6 protein-coding genes are annotated in these 7,158 nt (G+C 40.8%); all 6 read left to right on the top strand.

The genetic code is table 11. The features are described from left to right. A partial coding sequence (locus tag M979_RS09875) for a glycosyltransferase (RefSeq protein ID WP_157093226.1) occupies positions 1–318 on the top strand: 318 nt, incomplete at its 5' end. Further along, entirely contained in the window at positions 311–937 is a 627-nt protein-coding gene (locus tag M979_RS09870) for an HAD-IB family phosphatase (protein WP_064554796.1), read from the top strand. The genes M979_RS09875 and M979_RS09870, both read left to right, overlap by 8 nt. A gap of 741 nt (positions 938–1,678) precedes the next feature. Then, positions 1,679–2,773, top strand: a complete 1,095-nt coding sequence (glf, locus tag M979_RS09860) for a UDP-galactopyranose mutase (RefSeq protein ID WP_064554793.1) — start codon at positions 1,679–1,681, stop codon at positions 2,771–2,773. 259 nt (positions 2,774–3,032) lie between these two features. Continuing rightward, complete coding sequence (gene gndA, locus M979_RS09855; RefSeq protein WP_064554791.1) at positions 3,033–4,445, top strand: NADP-dependent phosphogluconate dehydrogenase; 1,413 nt, start codon at positions 3,033–3,035, stop codon at positions 4,443–4,445. A 140-nt stretch (positions 4,446–4,585) separates the two neighbouring features. Then, positions 4,586–5,650, top strand: coding sequence for a dTDP-glucose 4,6-dehydratase (rfbB, locus tag M979_RS09850; protein WP_064554789.1), 1,065 nt, complete (start codon positions 4,586–4,588; stop codon positions 5,648–5,650). 461 nt (positions 5,651–6,111) lie between these two features. Then, the gene (gene wzzB, locus M979_RS09845; protein WP_064554787.1) at positions 6,112–7,098 is read left to right on the top strand and encodes an LPS O-antigen chain length determinant protein WzzB; all 987 of its coding nucleotides are present in this window, start codon (positions 6,112–6,114) and stop codon (positions 7,096–7,098) included. Positions 7,099–7,158: the final 60 nt, after the last annotated feature.

Below are 7,158 nucleotides of genomic sequence, written 5' to 3'. Positions count from 1 at the left end.
GGCGAGTGGTACGCCAGAAGTAAATTATTGCTGATGACATCGCATTATGAAGGTCTACCAATGGTTCTAATTGAAGCACAGGCTAATGGTTTAGCGTGTGCTGCCTTTGATATTGATACTGGGCCATCAGATATCATTGTAAATGATGAGGTAGGATTGCTGATTGATCCTAACTTGGATGATAAAATTGCTGCCGAAAATATTTTTACATACTATGAGCAGTTATCGTCCAAAAACTCTATCGCTGCCAACGAGAATTCATTACGATATTCTTTGCAACCTATAATAGATAAATGGTTGAGGATTCTGCATGTATAAGGTTGTTTTTCTCGATTTGTGTGGGACTCTTGTTAAAGAAAACACAACATTCGATTTTTTTAACCGAATGATACTTCCTAAGCAACCATTGCTCTTTAAGTTTATATGGCGTATGAAGTTCGCCCAAGTTATTACCAAGCTGCTATCTATGGTTTCAATAAAATATGATCTGACGAAAATATTTTGTCTTTACATGATGAAAGGATATTCGATTAGTGAATTGAAAGATCTCTCTGAAAACTATGTTAAAACATTGAATTGGCGTCATGATGTGTTAAAGAAAGTAAACCTATTGGTTGAATCTGGCTACACACCAGTTATAGTTTCTGCATCGTTATCGTTTATTGTTGAATCAGTTAGCCAGCATTTAGGAATAGCTAAGTTTCAATGTTCTACACCAGAACTTTATGACGGGATGTTTACTGGTCATTTGCTAACGGATTTGCAAGGAAGAAAAGTTGATATCATCAGAGCTGAGAATGCTTCAAAATCGCTGTTTTTTACCGACAATCTGGATGACATTAACTGCAAGCCTAATATTCATTATTTTATTGCTATTTCCAGGATAAAAAATGTTTCCTACTGGAGGAGACATAAGGTTATTACTTATGTGGTTTAAATTTATTGTGCCATTGGGCCCTTTTTTCTACTTGTATGCAAAATCTATAAAAGAAAAAATCAGCTGGTGTTTTTACTATTTAATACCTTTTTTCTCAGTCTGTTGTTTCTATGATGTAAGTGTTTTTGCGGTTTTCACTATAATTGTAATGATCTACTCTGCTTATGACATTGGCTATATATATAATAATGCCGAAACAATTAAGAAGGAAATTGCACCAACGCTAAGATTTTCAGTACAGGAACTTGCTTTTTATGAAAGTAATAAGCTCGCAATTTATTTTTTCAAAATCTTTATATCTGTTGGTTGTGCTTACATTCTGTTTTTTCAATATAATTATAATTTTATAATTTTATTTGCTGTTATACTGTATTTAATAATTGTTTTTCTTTTATATAATTCTGTTCGTGGTACAAGTAATTTCTATATACAATTCTTTTTGAGCATTGGTCGGTACTCAATACCGCTGTACATACTCACTGAGTATAATGTAGAAGTCCTGCTTATTAGTATACTTCTTTTCCCTCTGCCAAATTTCTTAGAGCGAACAAAAACAAAGAAAAACAATCTTCCCTTCGTCATTAAAGATACATCATTATTCAGATTTGTTTATTATCTTGTAGTATTTACTTTATGCTACATATGTTCTTCTTCGTTAGGCATGTGGTCACTAAGCCTTAGTATTTATTTCCTAGTATACAGATTTTTTTATTTTTTACTGGACAAGTTTAAGAGGTAGGTATGGATTATTTAGTTGTTGGTAGTGGGCTTTTTGGTTCGGTTTTTGCTCATGAGGCTAGAAAACGAGGGAAAACGGTTAAAATAATTGAAAAAAGAGATCATCGAGGGGGGAATGTTTATTGTGATAATATCGAGAATATAAACGTTCATAAGTATGGGGCGCATATCTTTCACACAAATGATAAAATAATATGGGATTATGTTAATCAATTCGTCGAGTTTAATAGGTTCACCAACTCTCCTATAGCTCTTTCGAAAAATAAACTATACAACTTGCCTTTCAACATGAACACGTTTAACCAACTTTGGGGAGTGGTTAAACCCGAAGAAGCAAAAAAAATCATTGAGCAACAAAGTGCTGCTTTTCGTGAGTCCGAGCCAGAAAATCTTGAGGAACAGGCAATTTCTCTTGTTGGAAAAGATATTTTTGAATGTTTAATCAAGGAATATACTGAGAAACAGTGGGGGCGAGAATGCAAGGATTTACCGGCATTTATAATAAAAAGACTACCTGTGCGCTATACTTTTGATAATAATTATTTCAAAGACAAGTTTCAGGGGATCCCTGTTGGAGGCTACAATCGTTTAATTGATGCTCTTCTTGAAGGAATTGATGTTGAGTTGAATGTTGACTATTTTTCCAATAAAGAGTACTACGATAGCCGTGCTGATAAAGTTCTTTACACTGGCCCCATAGATCGCTTCTTCAATTACTGTTTTGGTAAGTTAGATTATCGGTCCCTCAGATTTGAAAATGAAATTATTGATACGGATAATTTTCAGGGCAACGCAGTTGTTAACTATATAGATAAAGAGTTTGATTTCACCAGGATAATCGAACATAAACATTTCGAATTTGGAGAGCAAGAAAAAACAGTAATTACAAGAGAGTATCCAAAAGAGTATGAAGAGGGCGATGAGTATTATTACCCGGTTAATGACAATAAAAACAATAGACTTTTTTCTAAATATAAAAACATTCCGATCGACCCCGGGAAATATATTTTTGGTGGTCGCCTGGCTGAATATAAATATTATGATATGCACCAAGTAATCGCTTCGGCTCTTAAACTCGTATCTGATGAATTTTCCTGAGGCATGCTGAAACCGCGGTGATTAATAACGCATATAAAGAAAATATCGGCTTAGTCTTCGAACGATAATGTTTATTTGTACTTGGGAGGAATTCTGGCTGAGTGGAATACAATTCAACCAATTAGAACTGACCCATAGTAAGGGTATTAGAATTGTAGAGTGAGCACACCTTCCACTGTTACTTTTTTTGATCCTGAGTTAACATCGTTTTACATCAAACCACGTAACTCGTGGTGACCAAACCTGACAGGAGTATGTAATGTCCAAACAGCAGATCGGCGTTGTTGGTATGGCCGTGATGGGCCGCAATCTGGCGCTGAACATCGAAAGCCGTGGCTATACCGTTTCCGTGTTCAACCGTTCCGGTGACAAGACTGAAGAAGTTATCGCCGAGAACCCGGGCAAGAAACTGGTTCCTTACTACACGGTACAAGAGTTTGTAGAATCACTGGAAACTCCTCGTCGTATCCTGTTGATGGTGAAGGCCGGTGAAGCAACTGACAAAACCATCGATTCACTAAAGCCATATCTTGCGAAGGGTGACATCCTGATCGACGGTGGCAACACCTTCTTCCTGGATACTATCCGCCGCAATCGTGAACTCTCAGCTGAAGGATTCAACTTCATCGGCACCGGTGTTTCTGGTGGGGAAGAAGGGGCGCTGAAAGGCCCATCTATCATGCCTGGTGGTCAGAAAGCTGCTTACGAATTGGTTGCTCCTATCCTGAAGCAAATTGCTGCAGTGGCAGAAGACGGTGAACCTTGTGTGACCTATATCGGTGCCGACGGCGCTGGTCACTATGTGAAAATGGTTCACAACGGCATTGAGTATGGCGATATGCAGCTGATTGCCGAAGCCTATTCCCTGCTTAAACATGGTCTTAACCTGTCTAATGAAGAGCTGGCAACCACCTTCACCGAGTGGAATAAAGGCGAGTTGAGCAGCTATCTGATTGATATCACAAAAGACATCTTCACAAAAAAAGATGAAGATGGTAAATACTTGGTCGATGTGATTCTTGATGAAGCGGCCAATAAAGGCACTGGTAAATGGACCAGTCAAAGTTCCCTGGATCTGGGCGAACCATTGTCCCTGATTACTGAATCCGTGTTTGCACGCTACATCTCCTCTTTGAAAGAGCAACGTGTTGCGGCCTCTAAGGTATTGAGTGGTCCTCAGGCTAAGCCGTTTAGCGGTGATAAAAAAGAGTTCGCCGAGAAAGTTCGTCGCGCGCTTTATCTGGGTAAGATCGTTTCTTATGCTCAGGGCTTCTCTCAGCTGCGCGCTGCATCTGAAGAGAACAACTGGGATCTGAACTACGGCGAGATCGCCAAAATTTTCCGCGCTGGCTGCATTATCCGTGCACAGTTCCTGCAGAAAATTACCGATGCCTATGCTCAGAACCCGGCAATTGCCAACCTGCTGCTGGCCCCTTACTTCAAGCAAATTGCTGACGACTACCAGCAGGCGCTGCGTGATGTGGTTTCTTATGCCGTTCAGAATGGTATTCCAACGCCTACTTTCTCCGCTGCGATTTCTTACTATGACAGCTACCGCTCGGCCGTTCTGCCAGCTAACCTGATTCAGGCGCAGCGCGACTACTTTGGTGCGCATACCTATAAGCGTACTGACAAAGAGGGTGTGTTCCATACCGAGTGGATGGATAAATAACTCTTACGTGCCGATTTAGAATCAACTGAGACCAGTGTTTTCCACTGGTCTTTCTTTTTGCCACTCTCAAATGATTTTTATATTTTTGTTGTTAACGACAGCAAAAATAGCATAGTAATATTTTATTTCTCTGAGGTTCTATGAAAATTATCGTTACAGGTGGTGCTGGCTTCATCGGATCTGCTGTCGTACGCCACATTATGGACGCGACTAATGATGAAGTATTAGTAGTTGATAAGCTGACTTATGCTGGGAATCTTGATTCTCTTCAGCCTGTTGCAGGAAATGAGCGTTATTCGTTCAGCCAAATTGATATCTGCGACAGAGTTGCACTTGATAAGGCCATTGCTGAGTTTCAGCCTGATGCGATAATGCATCTTGCAGCAGAAAGCCACGTTGATCGCTCTATTGATGGCCCTGCGGCGTTTATTGAGACGAACATTGTCGGAACTTACGTATTACTTGAAGCCACAAGGCAGTACTGGAATCAACTATCATCGCCTGCACGAGAAGCGTTTCGCTTTCATCATATTTCAACTGATGAAGTCTATGGCGATCTGCTCGATACTGAATCGTTGTTTACAGAAAGTACATCTTACGCGCCCAGTAGCCCGTACTCTGCTTCTAAAGCTTCAAGCGATCATCTTGTTCGTGCATGGTTGCGTACTTACGGTCTCCCAACTTTAGTAACAAATTGCTCGAATAATTATGGCCCTTATCACTTTCCCGAGAAGCTGATCCCTTTAATTATTCTCAATGCTTTGGAGGGAAAACCTTTGCCAGTTTATGGTAATGGTTGCCAAATACGTGACTGGCTGTACGTTGAGGATCACGCTCGGGCTCTTTACAAAGTTGTTTCTGAAGGTAAACCTGGTGAGACATATAATATTGGTGGGCATAACGAGAGAAAAAATATCGATGTGGTGAAAACTATTTGTCGCCTACTGGATGACATTGTTGAAACAAAACCAGCTCAACTTGCTCATTTTGAAGACTTGATAACCTACGTTACAGATCGTCCTGGTCACGACATGCGTTATGCTATTGATGCCTCTAAAATCGAACGTGAACTTGGTTGGAAGCCTGAAGAAACGTTTGAGAGCGGCATCAGGAAAACTGTGGAATGGTACCTTGTAAATGAATCATGGTGGAAGCGGGTAAAGGATGGTTCTTATTCTGGAGAACGACTAGGCTTGACGAGCTAAAAATTTATATCATGACAACCCCCAGACTATCTAGATAGGGAAATTAGTTGCTCCTGATCGTCGGTTTCATCAGTAGGCCGTTATTGAGTATGTGAGTTTGCCACTATTTTCGAGCTGATTGTTTATGACGCATGGTATTTAGGGGGGGGTATAAAATTTAATCAAAATATTTCAAGAAACAGCAACTCGAAGTATCTTATCCACTAAATCCGGGAACTATTTTAATAAATAGGCTTGTGAACATCTGATTTTTCTTCAGGCACTCAGTGAGTGCCTTTTTTATTTTGGCTGTTTTATAAGCGATCATGACGGCCAAGATTAAATGTAATCCACTGTTATCAGTTGTTTTTCATCCTTTTCTTATGAAAGTTTTCACTTCTGACCAGGAATTTTCCCCCACATCAGATTATGCTTACCCAGCAGGTCCTCACACTTTGTGAAATTTTTCTCTTAGGGTAATCATGAATCAAGATAACAATAATGTGGTTAAAAATCATATTGCTAGCTCGACTGAGTCTATTGATTTGATTGATCTTTTTATACAACTATGGAAGGGAAAGGTGATTATTATCGCTTTTGCCGTTCTGACTATCATTCTGGCAGTCATCTATCTTACCGTTGCCAAAGAGAAATGGACCTCAACGGCGGTCATTGCGCAGCCGGACGCTGCTCAAATTGCAACCTATAATAATGCGCTTAATGTTATTTACGGAAATGCAGCGCCAAACATCACTGATGTACAAAACCGGGTAGTAGGGCGCTTCAGCTCCTCACTTGCTGCGTTATCAGAGACTCTGGAAAACAAGGAGCAACCTGAAAAGCTAACGGTTGAGCCATCAGTTAAGGGCCAAACACTGCCGCTGCAGATCAGCTACGTGGGCGATAGCCCGAAGCAGGCTCAGGCGAAGCTTGCTGAGTATATCCAGCAGGTGGATGAGCAGATCGGGGAAGAGCTCGGCGTGGATTTGAACGACAGCATCAAGCTGCAAATCACTACTCTTGAAGACTCACTCCAGACTCAGGAAAAAGTAGCCCAGGAGCAGAAAGATCTGCGCATCAAGCAAATCTCTGAAGCTTTGAAATTTGCTGATGAAGCAAAGGTCACGACTCCACAGGTTCAGCAAAGCTCTGACGTGACCCAGGACACGCTCCTGCTTCTTGGCAGCGAGGCGCTGGCGTCAATGGTGAAGAATGAGTCAACGCGTCCGCTTGTTTTCTCCGGTGCTTACTATCAGACCCGGCAGAACCTGCTCGATATTCAGCATTTGAAAATCGATCCGAAAACTATCCATGCGTATCGCTATGTTATGAAGCCAACGTTGCCTATCCGTCGTGATAGCCCGAAGCGCGGCATTACTCTGATATTGGCAGCATTGTTAGGTGGGATGATTGGTGCTGGCGTAGTGCTGGGACGCAACGCCGTTCGCAGCTATAAAGCAACTGCATAAATAAAAATCACCTGCATCAATAAATAAAAAGGCCGCATCTGCGGCCTTTTTCACATCTCT

The organism is Buttiauxella noackiae ATCC 51607, assembly GCF_001654865.1.
Classification (GTDB): Bacteria; Pseudomonadota; Gammaproteobacteria; order Enterobacterales; family Enterobacteriaceae; genus Buttiauxella; species Buttiauxella noackiae.
Note: the sequence above shows the minus strand (reverse complement) of the source record. Positions and strands in the feature narration are given on the sequence as shown.